Origin of the sequence: Shewanella sp. SM101 (genome assembly GCF_025654465.1) — a bacterium.
Taxonomy (GTDB): Bacteria; Pseudomonadota; Gammaproteobacteria; order Enterobacterales; family Shewanellaceae; genus Shewanella; species Shewanella oncorhynchi.
In genome coordinates this window covers 1-943 of sequence record NZ_JAKKRH010000130.1, presented here as the reverse complement: position 1 = coordinate 943, position 943 = coordinate 1, and the positions used below count along the sequence as shown (strand labels likewise).

The following is a 943-nucleotide window of genomic DNA, read 5'->3' as shown; positions in this document are numbered from 1 at the left end:
GTCAGCAGGTGCCAACAGAGGCCATCTGCGCTGTCTTTCTCCTGACAACCCACATAAAACAGCGGCACWGACTGGCCCGTTTTATTCGCCGGAACCTTCACGGTAATGGGSGCAAAGCGGATATCRCAGTGCGCAACTCTGGCTTTGCGACCGCCTTTTTGTTGCACCTGTACCATCCGCTCACCGGCACTTTGCAGCGTCTCACTAAACGCATAGAGTTTGTGCTGGTCTTCTTCAATACAGCGGCTTTGCATCGAGCGCACAATAAACCGTTGTTGTGTRTCGGTTTTAAAGCGCAGGTATTCGATGATATCGGCTTCACGGTCACAAACCGAAATCACCTTCTGCATCTGTGGTCCCAAGCGAGTCGCCATCGCTGCTGAAGCCCGTTGCCATTTGTAACTTTCTTTCTGTTCATAATCACGTTTGGCACGTTGTTTTTTCTGGCCATAGGCYTCGCGGTCGCGTGYCCAGCGATGCTGCTCAATCAGTCCAACGACCTGCTGCGCCTTGGGTGCAAACAAKAAAACCGTGTGCGCTTCCAGCCCRCTGGAATGTTTRTGGGMYGTGGTRTGTCCAAGTTCTKCMRCGACACTTKGRTGGGTGAAYTCCAAYGACGTGGTGTCTTCCAGCGCCAGTAGGCARTCAAATGGTTCGCAGGCTTGCACTGTGGCAGCAAAACCTGCCTCAGCAATCGCTGCCGGACTGATATGCTCGTTACGGACAAAGCGATAAGCGGCTTCAATGTCTGCACTGGATGAAAGAGATTGCACGATAGATTGTCCTGTATGAGCTGCAAGTTGAGCCGCCAACTGTACAAGCCGTTTGGTCCTTCGTACATCCCCTAATTTTGCGCGCTGAAAAATGCTCTGTGCCCAGAGTGATGGTTCACTTAAAAACATGGCATGTGGTATCTGAAACAAAAGGTCAGGATCAGATCAGG

Annotated in this window: 1 protein-coding gene; it reads right to left on the bottom strand. The window is 51.6% G+C overall.

The annotated features are described in order from the left end of the window. Nucleotides 1-902 (bottom strand): IS4 family transposase (locus L5M38_RS24200; RefSeq protein WP_263180550.1); only part of this gene is annotated, 902 nt, incomplete at its 3' end. Nucleotides 903-943: the final 41 nt, after the last annotated feature.